This is a genomic window from Hymenobacter rubidus (assembly GCF_016734815.1).
Lineage (GTDB): Bacteria > Bacteroidota > Bacteroidia > Cytophagales > Hymenobacteraceae > Hymenobacter > Hymenobacter rubidus.
On sequence record NZ_JAERQF010000026.1, the window covers coordinates 14,646 to 34,970 of the forward strand.

The following is a 20,325-nucleotide window of genomic DNA, read 5'->3' on the forward strand; positions in this document are numbered from 1 at the left end:
TAATCCAATCGAAGCGCCGAAGCGGTAGAGGTGATTCGACCATTCGACCAGCTCTGCAGGACGGGCACGGTGTAATAAAGCATTTCACGGCTGTCTAAAAATGGCTGAACAGCTGGCGGTTAACAACCTTGGCCTTACTCGGGCTTACCGGGGTGGCGCGCCAGCAGGTGCTGCTGCACCACCTGGGCCAGCACGGCCTCGCGGTGCGTGATGCCCAGGGGTACTTCCACATTGCCCACGCGCACTTCCTGGTTCGTGACGGCTTCTATCTTGCCGGTGTTCACCAGAAAAGAGCGGTGGGTACGTACGAAAAGGTGGGGCGGCAGCTGGGCTTCCATCTGCTTGAGGTTGACGAGGGTGATGTGCACCGTGCCATCGAGCAGGTGCACTTTCACGAAGTCGCGCATGGCCTCCACGTAGGCCACTTCGGCGTAGTGCAGCTTGAGGAACTGAAACTCGGTGCGGATAAAGAACGAGTCGTCGGCCGGAAGCGGGCCGGCGGGCGCGGGGTGGGTCGGCGGGAGAGCTTTGGCGCGCAGCAGGAGCAGGGCCTTGTCGACGGCGCGCAGGAACCGGTCGAAGCGCAAGGGCTTCACCAGGAAATCCACCGCGTCGAGGTCGTAGGTGGGCAGGGCGTAGTGCGGGTGCGAGGTCACGAAGATGACCAGCGGCGGCTGCCGCAACGCCCGCACCAGCTCCAGGCCGTTGAGCTGGGGCAGCTCAATGTCGGTAATAAGCAGGTCGACGGGTTGGCGGGCCAGGTGTTCGAAAGCCAGCACCGCGTTGTCGTACAACCCAGTTAGCGTCAAGGACGGAATTTGCTCCACGAAACTGGCCGCCAGGTCGCGCACCAGCAGGTCATCATCGAGCACGAGGCAGCTAAAAGCGGGAGCAGGCAGAGCAACAGGCATGGCGTTGAAAACAGGGCCGGCCAGCCGTCTGGCTACCGGATAAGGAAGCAGCAATTTGGTCGACTGTACGCAAGGCCGGTCGACTTCTTGGTGGCCTTGCTCGACTTTGTTGCTTACGCAAGGTAGCGCCCCGCTAGTTTTCTAATCCGGAAGGGGCTATGCAATAGCCCAGACGCACTTTCCACCAAATTCCTACTAGTATGGCCACTTTTCTTACTCGTTTGAAAGGCGTAGCGGCGGCGCTGGTGTTGCTCACTTTCGTTGGTCGCGCCGAGGCCCCCAAGCCCACCAAGCTCAAAACCGGAACCCTGGTCGTGCTCGAAACCACCAGCCCGCTGTCGTCAAAAGATGCGCAGGTGGGCCAGAGCGTGACGTTGCGCGTGAAGTACGACGTGGTGATAAAGGGCCGCGCCGTGATTAAGGCCGGGGCGGCGGGCAGTGCCCAGGTGGTGGGGGCTGCCCAGCGCCGGGGCCTGGGTAAAGAAGGCAGCCTAAGCATCAAGCCCAGTGTGGTGCAGGCCGTGGACGGCCAGATGGTGCCGCTGAGCAGCACCGCCGTGGGCTCGGCCGGTTCCGATACCAAAGGGGCGACCATTGGTTTGGCCGTAGTGGTCAGCCCGTTGTTTTTGTTGAAAAAGGGCAAAGACGCCACCATTCCACCCGGCTACGAGATGCAGGCCAACGTGGCTACCGATGTCGATATTGAGTAGCTACGGCAAGTTTCCAGCTGATTTTATTTGCGTTGCCCTCCCGCTTTTCTCCCTTTTTTCTGCAAAAATCCCTGCTTATTAAAAAGCCGGTGGCCTTCCGGAAAGAAGGCCACCGGCCAACTGCAATGGCAGGAAATCCAGACGCTTGTTGTTCAATAGCACAGACAGGGCAGGAGGACGGTAGGAATTGCCTTGGACGCCAGCAACCCATTCTCCCTTAAAACGCCGCCTGAAAACATGCAACGCACCTACTGGCATCGGTTAAATTCGGCGGCACTCTGGTTGGGGCTGGCTTTGACGTGGGTGGGTGGCGTGCCTACGGCCGGCGCACAGGCCGTAGGACCCTCTGGTGGCTACCTGCTCCGCAAAGCCGAAACGCTGGGCATGGCCGGCCAATACGATGCCGCTGCTGCGGCTTACAGCCAGGCCGCCGCCGCTTTTCACCAAGCCAACGACGCTGATGGCCAACTGCGCGCCACCACCCAGCTCGCGGCCCTGGAAGAAAAACGGGCCGACAATCTATTGGCCACCCTTGATGCTCCGGTCGCTCGGTCCGCACCGACCCGCACGGCCGTGCCTACTGCCCGGCTTGCGGGCGCGCTGCCACCCGGCCCTACACCTGTGGCCGGCAAAGTTGCCAACGGCCGGCCGCTGGGGCTGTTTTTTATGACGCGCTACATACCCGCGTGGCATTCGCTGGAAAAAGCCACCTGGTATTTTGCGCCCGGTGGGCAAGTGTATCACAACCCCACCAGCCTTGATGCGGCGGGGTTTGCCGCCCTCAAACCCGGCGACCGCGGCACCTACCAGGCCGGCGCGGCCCCCACCGTGAAGTGGGCCGATGGACGCTCTGAGCCGTTCAAAATCGAAACCACCGGGGGCAACTCGTTTAACCACGACATGGGTATTTTCGTGGGGATGGGGCCGTTTGGCAGCGCCCAGGAGCTGGTGGGAAATTTTCAGGGCGGCAATTCAGTGACCGGGGCTGCGGTGTCGAGCAGTTTGGAACTGCACGCCGATGGCACCTACCGCGGCGGCTTTGCGGCCAGCATCAGTGCTTCATCAAACCAGGGCAAGACGACGGTGGGCAACTCCGGCGACAGCGCCGGCCGCTGGAGCCTGAACGGCTGGGTACTCAGCCTGACCAATGCCCAGGGCCGCACCACAAGCGGCGTGGCGTACCCAATCGAAAAGGACGAAAAAACCGGCCGGGTGGTGCGTTTCTACTTTAACAACGTAGCGTATGCCCGGCAGTAAGAGCACCCCGTTTTTCGTGCTGCCTTCTTTCATGGATGCATTGCCGCGCTGGCTACGCAGAGCCATCCTGGGGATTTTGTGGTTGGGTGTGGGCCTTGGCCTGCTTTTCCTGGCCGCGTGCCTCTTCTGGTACCTGGCCTGGACCAATACAGGCACGCTGAACGACGAGCGAATGAGAGAGCAGGAGAGCGAGCACATAGACACAGCCCGCTTTCGCCCTCCCGGGCCCGGCCAAACCGTTGCGAACCCCACAACCGATTCTGTTGCCAGAGCGGCCCGCTGACAGCGGCAGGCACACGCAGCTTTCGCTGCATTCCCCTTTTGTCTTATTCCGTTCACCTTAGTTCTTGTCAATCATGCCGGTGCGTTTTGTCTACTCCTGTCACTCCTGGTTGCTTGCGGCCCTCATGCTTCCCGTAACGGCGGCCTTTGCCCAGTTGGCCTATAGCGGCCCTCCCGGCGCCGAAGTCTTCAAAAAAGCCCAGCAGCTGGAAGCTGCCGGCAACAAAGCCGCAGCCAGCGCAGCGTACCAGCAAGCCTACGAAGCCTTTACCAGCGTCGACGATTCCGAGGGCATGACCAAGGCACTGGCCCGCAAAAACGCACTGGCGGGCGGGGCCGGAACTGCCCGGGCAGCAGCCAGCGTGCCGGCACCGGCCAAGGCGGCCCAAACGGTGGCGGCCCCGCCGGCGCCCGCCGGACCCGCGCCCCAGGCCGGCCGCATGGAGGGCAACAAGCCGGTGGGCTTGTTTTTCGTCACCAAGTCGGTGCTGGGTAACTTCTTCACCCTGAGCTATTACTTTGCGCCCAACGGCATTGCTTATGAAAACCCGCCCGGCCTGAGCGCCGCCGAACTGGCGGCCACGCCCGCCCGCAACCGGGGCAAGTACTCCGTTGCCGGCAAAACGCTGACCATTGCCTGGACGGGGGCGGCCAAGCCCGAAAGCGCCGAAATGAACATGCTGAAAGGAGGCTTTAGCTGGAGCCTGGGCAGTATTTTTTCGGCAGTGGGGCCGTTTCACAGCGCGGCGCAGCTGGTGGGCTCTTTCGAGGGCGGCAGCAGTTCTTACACCCCGATGGGCGGTGCCGTGGTATCAAAGTCGCTCACCTTTCGGCCCGATGGCACCTACACCAGCGGCGGGGTAGCCACGGTTACGTCCGTGACCGAGCGCAGCGTGGCCGAAACCGGCGGCTCCTCCAAGCAAGGCGGGCGCTGGCAGCTCAATGGCTGGTACCTGACGCTGACCGATGCCCAGGGCCGCACTGTGCGCGACGTGGCCTACCCGGTGGGCGACGGCAAAGGCAAAATTACGCTGTTCAATTTCAACGGAATGGCCTATTCACGGCAGTAGCATCCCGGCGTTCGAGGCCATTGGCCTGTGGTGCTCGCCCCCCATTTGCTCGTTACAAGCAAAATTGCACTTGTACCAAAATTTGTTTGACTATGCTGTGTGATTAGTTTAACCTAACGCGAGATGAGAATGATGCTTTTTACAGCCTTTCAAAAGAGATGGTACGCCACACTGGCCGTTGCGGCAGTGCTAGTGAGTGCCTGCTCCAAAACCAGCGAAACAAGCCCTGCACCAGCAAGCAACGGGGCTTGGGCAGGGACACTCGTGCATAATTACGCGAACGACATGCAGGAATACAGCTTTACGGCCAAAACCAATACTACCTTCAAGACGGCAGGCAATGACCCGGTGCGCTTGGCCGATGGCTCGACGCTGTACGTGAACAAGGCCTTCAGCGGGGCTCGCCTCGAAGTGACCAATGCTGCCGGCAACCAAGTGCGTGTGATTTACAACTCGCAAAGTTCAGCATCAGCTATTTCCAACCCCAAAATCTCGCCCGATGGCAGCAAAGTGGCCTTTACTTACACGGAGTACTACAACCGCGCGCCGGTACCGTTCAGCTACGGTACGGTCGTGATGGACCTGAACGGCAACTATTTGGCCGGCGCAGAAGGCTATTTTAGCCCCGCCTGGCTGCCCGATGGCCGCCTGGTGATGGCCGGCGATTACGATTCCAACATCAACTTCCAAGCCCCCGCCACTCCCTCGGCCAAGGCCGGTCTGTACATCGGCACAATTGCCGGGACCGGCATCAACGTTAGCCGCGTTGCGGCGGTAGCGAGCAACCCGACGCCGATTTTGCCCTCGGTGAGCCCGGATGGCACCCGCATTGCCTTTGTACAAAACACCCACCTTTGGCTGGTGAACACCGACGGCACGGGCCTGCGCGCCCTCACCACCGCTTCGGGCAGTCAGGAGGGGCATTCGGTTTGGTCGCCCGACGGCAAGTATGTGGCATTCTGGACGTACAAGACCTTCGAGCAGAGTTATTACACTGCCTTGGGAGTGGTGCCTGCCACGGGCACGGGTCCCGTAGCCCTCGAAAACAGCGCCGACATATGGCCCCGCAACGCCGATGGCAACCGCATCAGCGGGGGCTGGGGCGGTATCACGTGGCTTTAGCCCCCGCACACGCAGCCGGGTGCGGCGCATATGCATGTTCGGGAAACAGGCATAGCTGCGGAATTCGCCTGCTCCCGCTCGCCGGGCTAACGTTTCTGCGCGACATCATTTGCCCGCCGCGCCCGCGTGAGGCTTGCTTGCGCATCGGTCTGTATCCTGCCGCTTGGTTAAAAAAGGGAGCGAGCAACTCACGTTCAGACGAGGTAGTGCTTGGGCATTAACTGCCCACGCCGCCCCGGTACAGTGGTGGCGGAGTGGGCGACTGATAAGTACCGCTTTTTCTGGCCGCTTTGTAGGCTCGCTTGTAGGCTTTTGACTGCTTCCGGCTTTTGCGGCGCCCGCCGGTGAGCAGCCAGGCCACGCCCGCCGCCAGCATGCCGGCGCCGATGATGGCCGCCTGCACCGGCAGCTTGTCCTTGGGAGCGGGCGGCAGGTGCTCCACGCCGCTGGCATCGACGCGGGCGGGCTCGTGCACGTAGCGGCCGTGCGACGGGACGGGGTAGTTATCGGCCAGCGCGTGCAGGCCCGTGGCCGCCTGCGGACCACTGATGACCGGGCCGTGGCCGCAGCCGATGGCTTTGGGTTCCAGGGCGGCCAGGGTTTGGACGGACCGGCGGGCGGCTTCCCAATCGTAGTTGAACGGCGTGCCGGCCCGGCTGATTTTGGGCAGGCCCAGGAGCACGGCCGGCACCGAGTCGTGGTGGCAGGTGGCAAAGGCATCGGCCCCAATCAGCACCCGGTCGGCTTCGCGGAAGAACGCCAGCTGGCCGGGCGCATGGCCGGGCACGTGCAGCCAGCGCCAGTTCATGAGGAAAGGCGTGCTGGGGTCGTCGGCATCCAGGGCTTGCACCCGGTCTTCAAGGTTGGGCAGCTGGGTGGGGAAAAAGCGGCTCATGAACGCCAGCGAGCCGCCCACCGTGGGGTCGCGCGGCGGGTACAGGGCCTGGCCGGTCACGTAGGGCAGCTCCAGCGGATGCACCACCACGGGCACGTTCCAGTGGTCGGCCAGCTCTCTGGCCGAGCCCAGGTGGTCGAGGTGGCCGTGGGTGAGGATGATGGCCTCGGGGTGGGAGCCGGGGTAAAAAAGCTCATCGGCCGCTTCGAGGATGGTTTTTTTGCTGCCGGGCAAGCCGGTGTCAATCAAGACCCATTCGCCGGGCGTGCCGGTTTCCACGAAGTAAACATTAACAAAGCGCTGAATGCGCAGCTGGGTAACGCCGGCGGCTAGGGTGTCCATGGGGCAAAGGGGTTTGGTAAGGAGAAGGAGGAATACTAGGAATACGGAAAAGCAGTTGGTGGGTGTTCAAAAAATAATGTTGACACGGCCTGTAACGAACCGGCCCCGGCCCGGTACTCCCCCTGCTGCCTACCCTCGGGCAACCGAAGCAGGCCGGCTCGCATCTGTTCGTTTATCCTCAACCCTCTTTGCCACAAATTCTTATGAAACTTATTCTTTCTGCGCTCGCTGTGGTATGCAGCACCCTCTCGGCCGGCGCCCAAACCGAGCCGCCGTTCAAAATGAACTGCGACAACGGCAATTGGGGCCACAACAAGCCGATGAAAGGCTTCTGCGAAACCCGCGACCTGGCCATGAGCGCGCCCGCCGGTCAGCCGCTGACCGTGAGCGCCGACCCCAACGGGGGCATCACCGTGCACGGCTGGGACGGCCCCAACATCCGCATCCGCGCCAAAATCCAGACCTGGTCCGACACCGAAGCCGACGCCGCCGCCCGCGTCAAACGCATCAGCATTGCCACCGCCAACAACACCCTGCGCGCCACCGACCCCGAAAAGGGCAAGAACTGGAGCGTGAGCTACGAACTTTTCGTGCCCCGCGAAACGGCCCTCGCTCTCAACACCGTGAACGGCGGCATCAGCCTCGACAACCTCAAGGCGGCCATCACCTTTGAAACCACCAACGGCGGCGTGACCCTCGCCAACCTGGGCGGCCAGGTGAAAGGCGAAACCACCAACGGCGGCGTCAACATTACCCTTAGCGGCAGCAAATGGGAAGGCAAGGGCCTCGACGTGAGCACCACCAACGGCGGTATTCACTGGAAGCTGCCGCGCACGTACTCGGCCCAACTCATCAGCAGCACCAACATGGGCGGCATCCACACCAGCCTGCCGGTCACCAAATCGGGCATGTTTCACAAAGAAGTGACGGCCAGCCTGGGCCAGGGCGGTGCTCCGGTACGGGCCGTAACCACCAACGGCGGCATCAGCGTGGACCAGGAGCAGGATTAGGAGCGGGACTAGGAGGGCGGTTAACTTATTTATCGTTAGTGCCGACGCATCAGCAGCCGCAGATGAAATCGGGGTAGTCGGCGTAGAGCGGGGCGGGCGTGTCGTCGAGCCGGATGAGGTGGTCGAGGCGGATTTCCTCACCCGATTTCAGCCGCATAAACTCTACCTTGTCGCGGATGAACAGCGTGTCAATCACACCGGAGTCGAGGCAAAGCTGGCGCAGGTCGTTGAAATACTGAAGCGCCACGCGGCGGCGCTGGGTAGCGGCGGCTTCGAGCAGGTCGTAGAAATGGCAGTCGATGGGTTTATAGTCGGTGCTCATGAGGAAAAATGTAGCGTGGACACTGCGAGTCCGCGCGTGTTCGGAGTTGTACGGAAAGGTCGCAACGAGCGGGCATGCGCGGACTCGCAGAGTCCAGGCTACATTTTCCTATCTTCGCTGCACCACCCAAAAACCTATCCATGACGCCAACTTCTTCCCCCACCGCCGAGCTCAACCTCGAAGCCAACTCTCTCTCCACCGCCACCGGCGCTGCCTCGCAAAAGCACGACGGCAGGCGCCCGATGTTCTACGAGTTCAAGCCCGCAGAAACCGTGAAGGCCCAGCACGGCCCGGAATTGCGCTGCAAAACCTGGGAAGCCGAAGCCGCCCTGCGCATGCTGGAAAATAACCTCGACCCGGCCGTTTCACTTGTTTATGATGAGCTGATTGTGTACGGCGGGGCCGGCCGCGCCGCCCGCAACTGGAAGGAGTACCAAACCATCGTTAAGACCCTGAAGGAGCTGGAAGCCGACGAAACCATGCTGGTGCAAAGCGGCAAGGCCGTGGGCGTGCTCAAAACCTGGCCCCACGCGCCCCGCGTCCTCATTGCCAACTCCAACCTCGTGCCCGCCTGGAGCACCCAGGAATACTTCGACGAGCTCGACAAAATGGGCCTGATGATGTACGGCCAGATGACGGCCGGCTCCTGGATTTACATCGCCACGCAGGGCATTCTGCAGGGCACCTACGAGACCTTTGCCGCGATGGCCGACAAGCATTTCGGTGGCAGCCTGCGCGGCACCATCACCCTCACGGCCGGCCTGGGCGGCATGAGCGGCGCCCAGCCCCTGGCCGTGACCATGAACGATGGCGTCTGCCTCGTCATCGAGCCGATTGCTGAACGTGTATATCAGAAAGTACGCGAGGGCTATTTGGACAAAGCTGCCGTCAGCCTAAACCATGCATTAGAACTGTGCAACAAAGCCAAAGCTGAAGGTGAAGCATGGTCAATCGGCCTCATCGGCAACGCCGCTACTGTGCTGCCTCAGTTGCTGGAGCGCGGCTTCAAAGCCGACATCGTGACCGACCAAACCTCGGCCCATGACCTGATGGACTACATTCCCGAAGGCGAAATAGGGGAGGTGCTGGCCCTGCGCGAAGCCAACCCCGAGGAGTTCAAGAAGCAGGCGCTGGCCTCCATCGTGAAGCACGTTGAGGCCATTCTGGAGATGCAGAAGCGCGGCACCATCGCCGTGGACTACGGCAACAACCTGCGCGGCCAGGCCGAAAAAGGCGGCCTGAACGTGCGCGACGAAGCCGGCCAGTTTCTGTACCCCGGCTTTGTGCCTGGCTACATCCGCCCGCTGTTTTGCGAGGGCAAGGGGCCGTTCCGCTGGGCCGCCCTCAGCGGCGACCCGCAGGACATTCTGCGCATCGACCGCGCCCTGCTCGAAACCTTCCCCGACAACAAGCTCCTAGCCCGCTGGATTGAAAAGGCCCAGGCCAAAGTGCCCTTCATCGGCCTGCCCGCGCGGGTGTGCTGGCTGGGCTACGGCGAGCGCGAGAAGTTTGGCCTCGTCATCAACGACCTGGTGGCCCGCGGCGAAGTGAAAGCGCCCATCGTCATCGGGCGCGACCACCTCGACTGCGGCTCGGTGGCCTCGCCCAACCGCGAAACCGAAGGCATGAAGGATGGCTCCGACGCCGTGGCCGACTGGCCCCTGCTCAATGCCCTGGCCAACTGCGCCAGCGGCGCCGACTGGGTGAGCCTACACAACGGCGGCGGCGTGGGCATCGGTAACTCCACCCACTCCGGCATGGTGATAGTGGCGACCGGCACCTCCGAAAAAGCAGAGCGCCTGCGCCGCGTCCTCACCACCGACCCCGGCATGGGCATCTTCCGCCACGCCGACGCCGGCTACGAGCTGGCCCAGGACGTGGCCCGCGAGCGCGGAGCCAAGATTCCGGGGTTGAAGTAGGGGCGGGGCATAAAAGGAACGGTCATGCTGAGCGAAGTCGAAGCATCTCTCCCGCCATACTAAATCCTGTCGATTGGATTAGTTGCGTGGTAGAGATGCTTCGACTTCGCTCAGCATGACGTTTTTAATGACCAGCTTCACCATCAAACACCCACCAGAAAAAAGCAAGTCGCCCCCGAAACTGTTAAGCTACCTGCGGCCGCAATTCGTCGCCGCACAACGTCCTAAACTTTCACACCATGAATATTGGAATCATCGGCGCCGGCCACATCGGCAGCGCCCTGGCCGTGCGGCTCACCAGCCTGGGCCACGCGGTTAAAATCGCCAATTCCCGCGGCCCCCAAACCCTGGGCGACGTGGCCCAGAAAACCGGTGCTACCCCCGTCACGGCCCAGGAGGCGGCCAAACACGGCGAAATCATCGTCGTCACCATCCCGCTGAAAAACATCCCCGACCTGCCCAAAGACCTGTTCGCCGGTGTGCCGGCCGAGGTGCCCATCATCGACACGAGCAATTACTACCCCCTGCTGCGCGACGGCCAGATTGCGGAGCTGGAAACCGGCGACCTCACCGAGAGCGAGTGGGTGCAGCAGCACCTGGGCCGCCCGGTGGTGAAGGTGTTCAACAACATCTACGCCGACCACCTGCAAAACAAGGGCGTGCCCGCCGGCACCCCCGGCCGCATTGCCCTGCCCGTGGCCGGCGACGATGCCGCCGCCAAGCAGAAGGTAATGGCCTTGGTGGAAGAATTGGGCTTCGACGCCGTGGACGACGGCACCCTGCACGAGTCGTGGCGCCAGCAGCCCGGCACCCCGTCGTACGGCGCCGATATGCCCGCCGACAAGCTGCGCGAGCACTTCGCCAGCCTGGGCAGCCAGCGCACCGCGGCTCAGCACGCCGAGTACCAAGCCAACCAAGCCAAAGCAGAGCAGGCCATGGCCGCGCAGGGCATCCAGCTGAAGTAGCACCCGCCAAATGATTGGCCAGCTAAAACGCCATGCCGCGGCTACGTCCGGCATGGCGTTTTTTTGTGCCCCATGCGGAAGGCTCTGCAGCTACCCGGTAGCGTTTTGCTACCCTGCTTCGCCACTGGCTTAGGCCAGCACCTCCCGCACCGGCGTCCAGCGGATATCGGGGTAACGGTCGTTGTCGAGCGTCGGCAGTTTGGCCTGCCCGCTGAGCATGTTGTGCAGGTACTGCATGCCCTGCCAGGGCGGAAACACGTCGTTCGGGGCTGGCATTAGCGTGCGGGTAATCTTTATCATCGTGGCCAGAAAGCCCAGGCTGCCCGCTCGCAACAGTTTGTAGGCCTGGCCCGTGGCCGCGCTGGCTTCGGCCTGCAGCTGCCGGATGCTGGCTACCTGCCCAGCCACGCGCAGGTAGCGCGGCGTGGTCGGGTCGAGGGCCGCGGCCGCCGTGTAGTTGGCCGTATCCACCATGGTGGTGAAGTCGAGCGGCTGGTCGGCATTGCCCCAGTACAGCACCCGGCGCGGGCCCGCGAGCACCACCGGCGCCTGCCCCCGCAGCAAGTCCATGAACATGCCGTTCAAAATAGAGGTGGCCTGAATGGGCGCCTTATCAATCCGCCGCTGAAACTCCCGGCGCAGGTCAAAATTGCGGTTTGAGCCCTCCGGCAAGTTGGTAAAGTCGGCCGAGAAATCGGAGGGAATGAAGCGGGGCACCCCCGCGGCCACAGCCGCCTCGAGCAGACGCGTTTGCACGTCCACAATGGTATCGCGCAGCCCCGACAGGGCTGATACTACGCAACTGGCTCCGCCGCAAGCTTGCGCGAGGGCGGCCGCGTTGTTGTAGTCGACGGGCACTACCTCTACGCCCTGCTGGCGCAGCGACTTGGCTTCGGCGCCCTGGCCGCTTTCCGGGCGCACCAAGGCCCGCACGGCAGCGTCCCGGCGGCGCAGGTGGTGGGCGATGAGCAGGCCGAGGGCGCCGGTGGCGCCGGCCAGCACAATGGGCGTAGCGGTGGGCGAGGTGGTTGGGGTTTCGGGCATTGGAGGGTGTATTGGGTTGAGTGTAAATAAATCATTGGCCGGTTGTAGTGAGCCCGCCTGTCATCCTGAGCGCAGCGAAGGAGCTTATGGCGAATGAAATGGTTTGCAGCAATCCTTTCGGCGCAACGGTTATATATAAGGTCCTTCGTTGCGCTCAGGATGACAGACAGACTTACCGCGGCAGGCTTCTCAGCGCGTCCAGCACCTCTTCGATGTCCTTGCCCTGCTTCTCGTGGGCGCAGCCGAAGCATCGCTACTGCAATACCAACCTCAAATCACAGCTTTGGTTAAAGTGGGAGAGAAACTTCGGCTGCGCTCAGCAGGACCGTTTTCACCGCTAAAGTCGACCTATACTCAACAATAAACGCCCCCCGCTCCGCCGTTGAGCCCATCAGCCGGGGCAACCAGCCGCTGGCACCTTTTCGGTATGAAAATCAATGTTCTGGCTTTGCTGCTGCTGGCCGGCTTGCGGGGCTGCTTTGCCCAAACGGCCACGCCCGATGCCAACACCACCGGCCCCGAAACGCCCGCCGCGCTGGCGGCATTCTCCGCCCCAGCCTACCGGGCCACGCTGCGCCGGTTCGCGGCGCGGCGGCTGCGGCTGGCGGCTCGCTACCGGCAGGCAGCCACCAAGCCAGCCCGCGCCGCCCGCCTCGAAGAGGCCCGGCAGCTGCTGCTCACGGCCCTCGACAGCACCGTTTTTCCGGCGTGGGAAGGTACGCCTTGGGCGTTCTACGGCACCACCTGGGCGCCCCGGCGCGGCAGCATTGCCTGCGGCTACTTTGTGACCACCGCGCTGCACGATGCGGGCCTGCGTCTGCAGCGCACCGTTTTGGCCAAGCAGGCCTCCGAAGTCATCGTCAAAAACCTGACTTCGGAAGCGCATATCACGCGCTACTGGGGCGTGGCGCCGGCCGATTTTGTGCGGCAGGTGCGGGCGCTGGGGCCGGGCCTCTATGTGCTGGGGCTCGATTTCCACGTCGCCTTCCTGCGGGTGCGCGAGGGTGGGGCCGTGCAGATGGTGCATTCGTCCTACGTAGGGCCCGGCACGGTGGTGCGCGAAGCGGCCGAATCCAGTGCCGCCCTCGAATCTAAGTACCGCGTGGTGGGCAAAGTGTCGGAAGACGACGTGTTTGTGCGGCGCTGGCTGCTGGGCGAGGCCCTGGCCGTGCACGGCGCAACGGTGAAGGAGTAGCAAGTGTCCCGTCATGCTGAACAGAAAACGCCATACGGCAGTCCTTCAGGCAGCGCGCAGCGAAGCATCTTGGATGGGGTAGTAGCTCATGGTAATTGCAACGAAGCGGGAGAGATGCTTCGACAAGCTCAGCATGACCGGCGATTGAGTTACTATCACACGCGAGATGCCTCGGCTGCGCTCGGCATGACCGTGCTTTGGCATGACCTCTCATCTGAACTCGCGCTACGGCAAATTATCTTAACTTGGCGGCGCTTCCACCTGCTTCCAGGCGCCTATGTTACAAGCCGCTACGCTTCCACCCGTCTCCGTTGCCAGCCGGGCGGCTACGCCCCGCGTGCAGGCCATCGACGTGGTGCGTGGCCTGGCCATGGTTATCATGGCGCTCGACCACATCCGGGATTTCTGGAGCCCCACCGCCGTGCGGCCCGATGACATGGCGCACGCCTCGGCGGCATTGTTTTTCACCCGCTGGATAACGCATTTCTGCGCCCCGACTTTCCTGTTTCTGGCCGGCGCCAGTGTGTTCCTTTATCAGCAAAAGCAGCCCCGCTTGAGCCGGGTGAGTTGGTTTCTGCTCACGCGGGGGCTGTGGCTGGTGCTGCTGGAAATCGTGGTGATGAACTTCCTGCTGCAATGGGGTACCTACGACACGATTTTGCTCACGGTGATATGGGCGCTGGGCTGGAGCATGGTGCTATTGGCGGGCCTCATCTGGTTGCCGCGCGGGTTGGTGGCCGCCTTGGCGCTGGTGGTCATTTTTGGGCACAATGCCCTGCCCATTGTGCAGCCCGTGACGTGGGCCACCCTCGTTCCGGCGCTGCTCTACAACAGCCCGTTTCTCTTCCTGCTCACGCCCAAGCTGCCCATGCTGGTGGCGTATGCCGTGCTGCCCTGGGCTGCCGTAATGGCCGCTGGCTACTGCATCGGGCCGTGGTTTTTGGCCCCGTTGCCAATGCGCAAGCGCTGGCTGCGCCTGACGGGGGCAGCGGCTTTGCTGCTTTTCATTGCCCTGCGGGCCAGCAACTGGTACGGCAACCCAACGCCGTGGCTGGTGCAACCCCGCGGAAGCCTCTACACCGTGCTATCGTTTCTGAACGTCACGAAACAGCCGCCTTCGTTGCTATTCCTCAGCCTTACTTTGGGCGTGGCCCTGCTGCTGCTCTCAGTAGCCGAGGACCTGCCGGCCCGGCTGCGCGGCTGGCTGGGCGTGTTCGGCAAAGTGCCCCTGTTCTATTATCTGACGCATTTTGCGCTTATCAGTGCCGGAACGTTTGTCTGGACCTGGGCGGCGTTTGGCCAGCCGTACAACCTGGCGTTTGCGCCGTCAGGGGTGCCGCAGCCGGCCGCGTATCGGCCCGGTTTGCTGCGGGCCTATGCGGTGTGGGTGGTTGTGGTGGCACTGCTTTACTGGCCCTGCCGCTGGTACCAGGGCTACAAGCAGCGGCACACGCACTGGTGGCTGTCGTATCTGTAAGCGGCTTCTGGTGTAAAACGGCAGTGGTTAACCCCGACCGTGGCTTTTCCGTTTTGGGCTTCATCACCAGAATTATGTTTAGATGAAGTTTCTTGCCTCACTCGCCCTGGCGGGCTCCTTGCTGACGGCTGCCCCCACCGCTCAGGCCCAGCAAAGCACCAATTCGCCCTACCACACCCGCTTTGCCGTCGATGGCCCCGTTATTCTGGGGCTAGGTGCCGTGAGTGCTTTCGGCCTCTACCGCGTGCAGCAAAAGCACGGCCTGACCGATGCCGAACTGGCCAATCTCAAAAAAGAAGACGTTCCCAGCATCGACCGTTTCTCGGCCGGCTACTACAGCGACGCTGCCCAGACTACCAGCGACTTGCTATGCTACCCCTCTCTGGTTATAGCCCCCGGCCTGCTGGCCCTCAACGACAATATTCGCAGCCACTACGGGCAGGTACTGGGCCTGTATGTGGAAACGGTGCTGGCCAGCGAGTCCATTTTCACTACTGCGGCCGGCAACGTATACCGCTACCGGCCCTATCTCTACGGCACCGAAGGCGGAGGAGGCCGCAGCGGCAAAATTGCCACCAATTCGTTCTTTTCGGGCCATACGGCCAACACGGCCACGGCCACCTTCTTCGCGGCTAAGGTGATGCACGACTTCAACCCCGGCTACTCTGGCGAAGCCTTCGTGTGGGGCGCGGCGGCGGCCGTGCCGGTGGCCGTGGCCTACTTCCGTATCGAAGCCGGCAAACACTTCCTCTCCGATAACCTGCTGGGCTACGCGGTGGGAGCTACGATGGGCGTGGTGGTGCCGCAGCTGCACAAAGTGGCCGGCCGGGCGGGCGTGTCGCTGGTGCCCATGCAGGGCCTGAATGTGAACGGCTACGCCTATTCGGGCATGCTGCTGAGCAAGCGGCTGTAGCCCCCTGCAACGGCCAATGCGGCCACACTGAGCACGCGGAGAATCAATATTAAAGAATTTGATTGCACTTAATTTCTATTTTTGTGCAAAACAAATCTGACGTATGGTGATATCACGTTTAATCCATCTCGTTATCCGCCCAATGGTGGCGCTGCTAATCGTTTCGACCCTTGGGTTGCTGCCAGCGGCGGGTCAAAAAGTAGCGAGCCAGAAAGTCTGGACCACTTACCACAAAGCCGCATTGGTAGAGTTGGCACCGAAATACAAGTCATATTCGATGGAATACGACTTGCCTTCTTCAGACAAAGGGATGCTAGGTAACGTATTGGCAAAAGCGGCAGAGCATTATCTGTCAACCTTGAGTGCAGTTGAGCCGCCAGTACCATGGCCAACCATTGATGTGAGTAAGCCGCTTAAATTACAAAATCTGGAATTCAAGAAATCGGGGGGCGATGTTGTGCTGAAAATCTTTGTAGCAGCGCCCACTTTCGGTATCCAAAGCCATTTGACTAATACTTTTAAGGACAAGGACAGCGGAAAGTCCCGCACGCAATACGCCTACGACCTGCTGTTTACTGCCGAACACGGGTACACCTTATCGGATGCAACAACCCAAACCGTGTTAGCTTCCTACAAGGGGAGCCAACGCGGAGTGCGTACCAGCTATTTCGATTCGGTAAAAGAGCTTGATGTTTACGTGCGCAACAAGATGCAGCCAGACTTGGTCGTGCAGTTATTCGATGAAGTCGTCAAACGGGCAGATTTTGAACTAGGCGGCAACACTTGGCCTGCCCGTATGACCGTGAATTCGGTGGAGGGCGACTTGCCATCTTACCAGGAAATCAACACAGCAACCAACGAATTCATTGGCGCGCTTTCGGCCACCACGCCGGATTTGCCAAAAATACAGAACCTGACAACGGTGTGGGAGAAGTACCTTGTACAGGCAAACTGGGACGATAAAAAAGCGGAAATCAACCGCAAAATCGGATTGGGTTTAATTGAGAATCTCTGTGTGGCCTACCTGTTACTTGAAAATTATGAGGGGGTGAGGGAAAAGGCCGCAATGTTTGAAAACCAAAACCGGAGCTTTTTCGCAAAGTCACTGCCAGCCTTCGATATAGCCGGAAGCTATTCTGGACCCGGCGAAGGCAGTATGCCGGTGATACACCACGGCAGCCCGAGTACCTTCACTACGGTCCATTTCCGGTCTGATATTGGCGGACGGCGCAAGCCGATAGGCAACTAAAATGTGCCCGTTTTTAGGGCCGTATCGCGGGTAATGCGCTCTGCATGAAATTTAAGCGAATGCAGTCGTTCCTGCACGAATACTTAGGTTCCGTGAGCGGCTTCCGGCTTTACTTAACCGCCCCCGGATGGACGTTGCCCGTGGTTTTGTCGACCTCGAAGCGGGCCCGGCTGGGCAGGCGGTGCGCCCAGTCGGTGCGGGGCACCAGCACTTGCCAGCTGGTTTCGTTGTCGGTGACGTGGGCCGAGTCGAGGAGGTAGAGGGCGGCGTTGGGCTGGGTCTGGAGGTAGCCGGCCACGGCGGCGCGGGCGTCGGCCACGGTCAGGGTAGTGGTGAATTCGGAAGTGGTGGGGGTGGCGGCAGGATGGGGGGTATGCTGGCAGTTGGCCAGAAGCGCGGCGGCGCTTAGAAGCAGAACAGGCGAGGGCTTGACCATGCGGCAAAGCTACTGCGCAAAGCCGCCCCGCGCTTATTCCCGGCGGGGTAGCTCAATACCACGGACTCTGGCGTAAATTGACCCCAAATTTACCACCCAGTAAATCCGTCCATTATCCCCTTCACCCCCTTCATCACCCCGCTGCCCATGATTCAAGGCTACTTCCGCAACTGGCTGTTGCTGCTCACGCTGCTGTGCGCCACGCTGGCGGCGCAGGCTCAGATTGAGCCCGCCGCGCAGTACACCACCCTCACCCCGGCCCAGCTCATGGCCTGGACCGCCACCGGCCCCACGGCCTTGCCGGCCAACGTGAGCACCGTGCCGCTGGCCAGCCGCCAAAACGCGCTGGCGCCGCAGCTCAACCCCAACCAGAGCTTCAGCGCCAAGGTGAACTGGTGCCCCGACGGCATGAACAACTTCGTGGGCTACCTCAACGAGCAGCCCCAGTTCAACCTCTACAATTTCACCCACTGGCAGTACATCGACGTGCTGACGTGGTTTGCCAGCCCGGTGGGCATTCCGTGCCGGCCCTGGGTGGAGGCCGCGCACCGCAACGGCGTGAAGGTTATCGGCACCATTTTTACCGATGCGGCGGGCTTTGTCGCCCTCACCCAAAAAGACGCGGCGGGCAACTACATCGGGGCCCAAAAGCTGGTGGACGTGGCCAATTATTACGGCTTCGACGGCTGGTTTTTCAACGAGGAATCGCGCCTGACCACCGCGCAGGCCACCGAGCTGATTAACCTGCTCAAGCAATTGCAGCTCATCCGGCCCGCCGGCATGGAAATTCACTGGTACGATTCCATGCTGCCCAGCGGGGCCGTGGCCTACCAAAACACGCTGAATACGAATAACGCGCCGCTGCTGCAAAGCGGCACCGACCGCGTGAGCGACGCCATTTTTACCAACTATTTCTGGTCTGGCGCCACGGCATTCAATACGGCCGTGGCCACGGCGGCCAGCATCGGCCGCAGCCCGTTCGACGTGTACAGCGGGGCCGATATCTGGCCTGGCCGCAACCCCCAGCAGCTGTTCAACAGCACCACCTGGCTGAGCAACTACTACACCGGCAACAACCCCGCTACCCCGCGCACCTCGCTGGCCGTGTTTGCACCCAACCTGACCTACAACGGCGGCCTGAACAGCTTCAACAGCAACCCGGCCGACTACGCCAATTTTTACAGCTCCGAAGTGCGCCTCTTTTCCGGCGACGACCTCGACATCACCACCGACGACGCTACGGGCTGGCAGGGCTTCGGCCGCTACCAGCCCGTGCGCTGCGCTATCACGGCGCTGCCGTTCGAAACCAACTTCTGCGTGGGCCAGGGCAAGATTTTCGCCAACAACGGCGCGGTGGCCGTGAAGGGCTGGACCGACATGGCCAAGCAGGCCATCCTGCCGTCGTGGCAGTGGGCGCGCACCGGGGCCACCACCGTCAGCGCGGGGTTCGATTTTAGCCGGGCCTGGTACGGCGGCACCAGCGTGAAACTGGCCGGCAGCCTGGCGGCCGGCGCCAGCACCACCGTGAAGCTCTACCAGACCAAGCTGCCCATCACGGCCACCACCAACCTCGACCTCGTGTACAAGGGCCTGGCGGCCGGCGCCAGCAGCACGCGCCTGGCGCTGTATTTCAGCGATAACCTGGCCACGCCCGAGTACGTCAACGTGCCGGCACTGGCCGATACGCTCTGGGCGACAACCACCGTGTCGCTGGCCGCCTATGCCAACCGGGAGCTGGCCATTATCGGGGTGCAAGCCACTTCGGCTTCGGCCGTGGCCGCCTACCGCTTTAATCTGGGCAAGCTGAAGCTCTACAACGGAACGGCCGCCGCGGTGCAGCCCGTGGCCAACTTCGCGGCCACTGCCACCACGGTGCTCACCGGCCAGCCCGTGACTTTTGCCAACTCCTCCACCAACGCCACCAGCTACACCTGGGCGCTGCCCGGGGCCACGCCCAGCAGCAGCACCGCCGTGCACGCCACCGCCAGCTACGCCGCCGCCGGCACCTATTCCGTGACGCTGACGGCCACCAACGCGGCCGGCCAGAACGTGCTCACCCGCACCAGCTACATCACCGTGCTCACGGCCCCGCCGGCCGGCAGCAATACGTCCCTCAGCTTCGACGGCGTGAGCAAGTACGTCGACGCCGGCATCATCAACCTGAGCGGCGCGGCGTTCAGCCTGGAATGCTGGGTGAAGCCGAACAGCTTTAAAACGACGTCGCCCTTCATTTCCAGCCTGTTGGGCATGGAGGATGGTGGCGCAAACACGGTGATGCTGCGCATCGGCGATGGCGGCATCGACCCGAACCAGGTGCAGTTTGTGGCCCAGATTGGCGGCAGCACCCGCAAGCTCAACTCGGTCATCCGCCTCACGGCCGGCCAGTGGACGCACCTGGCGGGCACCTACGACGGCGCGACGATGAAGCTCTACGTCAACGGGGTGCTGGATAATTCGCAGGCCGCCAGCGGCAGCCTCACCGCCAATGCCCCGTTTACGCTGGCGCGCAACTACGCCGCCCCGCGCGGGCTCGACGGCCGCCTCGACGAGGCCCGCGCCTGGACCCGCGCCCTCACCGCCACCGAAATTGCGGCCAATGCCTGCAGCGTAGCTGCCGGCAGCGCCGGCCTGGAAGCCTACTGGAAATGCAACGACTCGCCCACCCTGACGGCCCTGGATGCCACCCGCCACAGCCACAACGGCACCCTCACCAACATGGCCGTCAGCGACTGGTCCATTGATGTGCCCGCCCAGTGTGCCACGGCCACGGCCACCCGGCCCGGCGCAGGCAGCACCGGCTTGCAAATCCAGGTATTCGGCAACCCCGTGCTCACGGGCCGCGCCGAGGTAGCAATCAGCGGGGCCAACAGCCAGCCGGTGTTGCTGGAAGTGAGCAACGCCCTGGGCGCCGTGGTGTGGCAACAGCTGGTGCCCGCCACCGCCACCGGCCACCTAAACGTGCCGCTGCCCTCGGCGGCTGGCCTGTATGTGTTGCGCGCCAGCACGCCCACGGGGGCTACCTCTGTGAAGCTGCTGAAGCAATAGCAATTCTTCGCGCCGGGCAACAATCAGAACCGCCGCGAAATATCTTGTCCTTACCACAAATACCTTAAAACAAGAACGGCTCGCCATTCGGCGGGCCGTTCTTGTTTTGGTCCCCGGCCACGCCGGATGGAGGCGGCCACACCGGCGGATGAAGGCCCGGT

At 62.3% G+C, this 20,325-nt stretch carries 16 protein-coding genes and 1 pseudogene; 12 read left to right on the forward strand and 5 right to left on the reverse strand.

The features are described 5' to 3' along the window. Window positions 1-134: 134 nt before the first annotated feature. Window positions 135-911, reverse strand: a complete 777-nt coding sequence (locus tag JKL48_RS16270) for a LytR/AlgR family response regulator transcription factor (protein WP_201984582.1) — start codon at window positions 909-911, stop codon at window positions 135-137. 200 nt (window positions 912-1,111) lie between these two features. Between JKL48_RS16270 and JKL48_RS16275 the strand changes: the two genes are divergently transcribed. The 4 genes from JKL48_RS16275 (at window position 1,112) to JKL48_RS16290 (ending at window position 5,352) form a co-directional block, all read left to right on the forward strand. Further along, a complete protein-coding gene (locus tag JKL48_RS16275; RefSeq protein WP_201984584.1) occupies window positions 1,112-1,621 on the forward strand; it encodes a hypothetical protein in 510 nt (169 codons plus the stop codon). A 237-nt stretch (window positions 1,622-1,858) separates the two neighbouring features. Next, window positions 1,859-2,878, forward strand: a complete 1,020-nt coding sequence (locus tag JKL48_RS16280) for a hypothetical protein (RefSeq protein WP_201984586.1) — start codon at window positions 1,859-1,861, stop codon at window positions 2,876-2,878. A gap of 407 nt (window positions 2,879-3,285) precedes the next feature. Further along, the gene (locus tag JKL48_RS16285) at window positions 3,286-4,230 is read left to right on the forward strand and encodes a hypothetical protein (RefSeq protein WP_201984588.1); all 945 of its coding nucleotides are present in this window, start codon (window positions 3,286-3,288) and stop codon (window positions 4,228-4,230) included. A 264-nt stretch (window positions 4,231-4,494) separates the two neighbouring features. After that, on the forward strand, window positions 4,495-5,352 hold the full coding sequence (locus JKL48_RS16290) for a TolB family protein (RefSeq protein ID WP_201984602.1): 858 nt from the start codon (window positions 4,495-4,497) through the stop codon (window positions 5,350-5,352). Between the two features lie 217 nt (window positions 5,353-5,569). Here JKL48_RS16290 and JKL48_RS16295 read toward each other — a convergent pair whose 3' ends face one another. Then, complete coding sequence (locus tag JKL48_RS16295) at window positions 5,570-6,589, reverse strand: MBL fold metallo-hydrolase (protein WP_201984605.1); 1,020 nt, start codon at window positions 6,587-6,589, stop codon at window positions 5,570-5,572. A 203-nt stretch (window positions 6,590-6,792) separates the two neighbouring features. On the opposite strand from JKL48_RS16295, the gene JKL48_RS16300 reads away from it, so the two are divergent. After that, window positions 6,793-7,599, forward strand: a complete 807-nt coding sequence (locus JKL48_RS16300; protein WP_201984607.1) for a DUF4097 family beta strand repeat-containing protein — start codon at window positions 6,793-6,795, stop codon at window positions 7,597-7,599. A 49-nt stretch (window positions 7,600-7,648) separates the two neighbouring features. Here the strand turns inward: JKL48_RS16300 and JKL48_RS16305 are convergent, their stop codons facing one another. Next, entirely contained in the window at window positions 7,649-7,921 is a 273-nt protein-coding gene (locus JKL48_RS16305; protein WP_201984610.1) for a hypothetical protein, read from the reverse strand. A gap of 140 nt (window positions 7,922-8,061) precedes the next feature. Here JKL48_RS16305 and hutU point away from each other — a divergent pair, with 140 nt between their 5' ends. Both hutU and JKL48_RS16315 read left to right on the forward strand, forming a co-directional pair. Further along, window positions 8,062-9,840, forward strand: coding sequence for a urocanate hydratase (gene hutU / locus JKL48_RS16310; RefSeq protein ID WP_201984613.1), 1,779 nt, complete (start codon window positions 8,062-8,064; stop codon window positions 9,838-9,840). A 236-nt stretch (window positions 9,841-10,076) separates the two neighbouring features. Beyond that, window positions 10,077-10,805, forward strand: a pseudogene (locus JKL48_RS16315) (NADPH-dependent F420 reductase); the annotation flags it as partial. Window positions 10,806-10,934: 129 nt separating this feature from the next. On the opposite strand, the gene JKL48_RS16320 reads toward JKL48_RS16315, so the two are convergent. Then, window positions 10,935-11,849, reverse strand: coding sequence for an NmrA family NAD(P)-binding protein (locus JKL48_RS16320; protein WP_201984630.1), 915 nt, complete (start codon window positions 11,847-11,849; stop codon window positions 10,935-10,937). Window positions 11,850-12,276: 427 nt separating this feature from the next. Between JKL48_RS16320 and JKL48_RS16325 the strand changes: the two genes are divergently transcribed. The 4 genes from JKL48_RS16325 to JKL48_RS16340 all read left to right on the forward strand — a co-directional run bounded on the left by JKL48_RS16325 (window position 12,277) and on the right by JKL48_RS16340 (window position 16,683). Further along, entirely contained in the window at window positions 12,277-13,044 is a 768-nt protein-coding gene (locus tag JKL48_RS16325) for a hypothetical protein (protein WP_201984633.1), read from the forward strand. Between the two features lie 277 nt (window positions 13,045-13,321). Further along, on the forward strand, window positions 13,322-14,521 hold the full coding sequence (locus JKL48_RS16330) for a DUF1624 domain-containing protein (protein WP_201984636.1): 1,200 nt from the start codon (window positions 13,322-13,324) through the stop codon (window positions 14,519-14,521). Window positions 14,522-14,603: 82 nt separating this feature from the next. Then, window positions 14,604-15,434 (forward strand): phosphatase PAP2 family protein, encoded by an 831-nt coding sequence (locus JKL48_RS16335; protein WP_201984638.1) that lies wholly within the window; start codon window positions 14,604-14,606, stop codon window positions 15,432-15,434. A 103-nt stretch (window positions 15,435-15,537) separates the two neighbouring features. Continuing rightward, a complete protein-coding gene (locus tag JKL48_RS16340) occupies window positions 15,538-16,683 on the forward strand; it encodes a hypothetical protein (RefSeq protein WP_201984641.1) in 1,146 nt (381 codons plus the stop codon). 109 nt (window positions 16,684-16,792) lie between these two features. Here JKL48_RS16340 and JKL48_RS16345 read toward each other — a convergent pair whose 3' ends face one another. Further along, on the reverse strand, window positions 16,793-17,119 hold the full coding sequence (locus JKL48_RS16345) for a hypothetical protein (RefSeq protein ID WP_201984644.1): 327 nt from the start codon (window positions 17,117-17,119) through the stop codon (window positions 16,793-16,795). A 147-nt stretch (window positions 17,120-17,266) separates the two neighbouring features. Here JKL48_RS16345 and JKL48_RS16350 point away from each other — a divergent pair, with 147 nt between their 5' ends. Further along, window positions 17,267-20,164, forward strand: a complete 2,898-nt coding sequence (locus tag JKL48_RS16350; RefSeq protein WP_201984647.1) for an endo-beta-N-acetylglucosaminidase — start codon at window positions 17,267-17,269, stop codon at window positions 20,162-20,164. The last annotated feature ends 161 nt before the right edge of the window (window positions 20,165-20,325 follow it).

What these genes read in the sequence shown, in the direction of transcription:
- JKL48_RS16270 (WP_201984582.1), bottom strand. Translation starts at nt 911, where the DNA reads ATGCCTGTTGCTCTGCCTGCTCCCGCTTTTAGCTGCCTCGTGCTCGAT.
- JKL48_RS16275 (WP_201984584.1), top strand. Translation starts at nt 1,112, where the DNA reads ATGGCCACTTTTCTTACTCGTTTGAAAGGCGTAGCGGCGGCGCTGGTG.
- JKL48_RS16280 (WP_201984586.1), top strand. Translation starts at nt 1,859, where the DNA reads ATGCAACGCACCTACTGGCATCGGTTAAATTCGGCGGCACTCTGGTTG.
- JKL48_RS16285 (WP_201984588.1), top strand. Translation starts at nt 3,286, where the DNA reads ATGCTTCCCGTAACGGCGGCCTTTGCCCAGTTGGCCTATAGCGGCCCT.
- JKL48_RS16295 (WP_201984605.1), bottom strand. Translation starts at nt 6,589, where the DNA reads ATGGACACCCTAGCCGCCGGCGTTACCCAGCTGCGCATTCAGCGCTTT.
- JKL48_RS16300 (WP_201984607.1), top strand. Translation starts at nt 6,793, where the DNA reads ATGAAACTTATTCTTTCTGCGCTCGCTGTGGTATGCAGCACCCTCTCG.
- JKL48_RS16305 (WP_201984610.1), bottom strand. Translation starts at nt 7,921, where the DNA reads ATGAGCACCGACTATAAACCCATCGACTGCCATTTCTACGACCTGCTC.
- hutU (WP_201984613.1), top strand. Translation starts at nt 8,062, where the DNA reads ATGACGCCAACTTCTTCCCCCACCGCCGAGCTCAACCTCGAAGCCAAC.
- JKL48_RS16320 (WP_201984630.1), bottom strand. Translation starts at nt 11,849, where the DNA reads ATGCCCGAAACCCCAACCACCTCGCCCACCGCTACGCCCATTGTGCTG.
- JKL48_RS16325 (WP_201984633.1), top strand. Translation starts at nt 12,277, where the DNA reads ATGAAAATCAATGTTCTGGCTTTGCTGCTGCTGGCCGGCTTGCGGGGC.
- JKL48_RS16330 (WP_201984636.1), top strand. Translation starts at nt 13,322, where the DNA reads ATGTTACAAGCCGCTACGCTTCCACCCGTCTCCGTTGCCAGCCGGGCG.
- JKL48_RS16335 (WP_201984638.1), top strand. Translation starts at nt 14,604, where the DNA reads ATGAAGTTTCTTGCCTCACTCGCCCTGGCGGGCTCCTTGCTGACGGCT.
- JKL48_RS16340 (WP_201984641.1), top strand. Translation starts at nt 15,538, where the DNA reads ATGGTGATATCACGTTTAATCCATCTCGTTATCCGCCCAATGGTGGCG.
- JKL48_RS16345 (WP_201984644.1), bottom strand. Translation starts at nt 17,119, where the DNA reads ATGGTCAAGCCCTCGCCTGTTCTGCTTCTAAGCGCCGCCGCGCTTCTG.
- JKL48_RS16350 (WP_201984647.1), top strand. Translation starts at nt 17,267, where the DNA reads ATGATTCAAGGCTACTTCCGCAACTGGCTGTTGCTGCTCACGCTGCTG.